The organism is Curvibacter sp. EU05-FHT14A10 (genome assembly GCF_058791075.1).
In genome coordinates this window covers 1-567 of record NZ_JBYTDE010000052.1, presented here as the reverse complement: position 1 = coordinate 567, position 567 = coordinate 1, and the positions used below count along the sequence as shown (strand labels likewise).

Genomic DNA, 567 nt, shown 5'->3' with positions numbered 1-567 from the left:
TTCCTGGGCGCGGACACCGGCACCTTCATGGGCGAGCTGGTGCTGATCCGCTACCCGGGCCTGAAGTCGAGCTACAACGGCGAGCTGGTCTCGGCTGGGGGCTACAACTGGGGCCAGCAATACTCGGCCAGTGCCGCGCAGATCGCGGCCGGCACGCGCAACTCCTCGGGCATCAGCCTGGACTACAGCTGGGTGTACGACGGCAAGCTGCTCAAGGGCTGGCAGGTGGTGCCCGAGGTGGCGTACTTCAGGGCGCTGTCGGGGCGCACGCCCAACACGGCGGCCACCTTCATGCAGGGGGCCAGCTCGGTCAACCTGATCGTGAGCTTCATCCAGAACCCGGCGACCTGGCAGTTTGGCGTCAACTACGCGGCCTTCTGGGGCGGCAAGACGGTGTACGACCAGCCCCTGCGTGACCGCAACTTCGTGGGCGTGTACGCCTCGCGCAACTTCTGAGGCCCGCTGAGGCTTTGGATGGACTCCGTGTTTTTCTCTTCTTTCTCCGAGAAGGGTGGCGGGGGGGTTGATACCCCCGCCTTCACGGCCATCGCCCCCCGGGGCCTGCCC

General features: G+C 66.7%; 1 protein-coding gene. It reads left to right on the top strand.

What is annotated here, in order from left to right:
* Nucleotides 1–456 (top strand): DUF1302 family protein (locus tag AC3WUT_RS30180; protein ID WP_492350758.1); only part of this gene is annotated, 456 nt, incomplete at its 5' end.
* Between the last annotated feature and the right edge of the window lie 111 nt (nucleotides 457–567).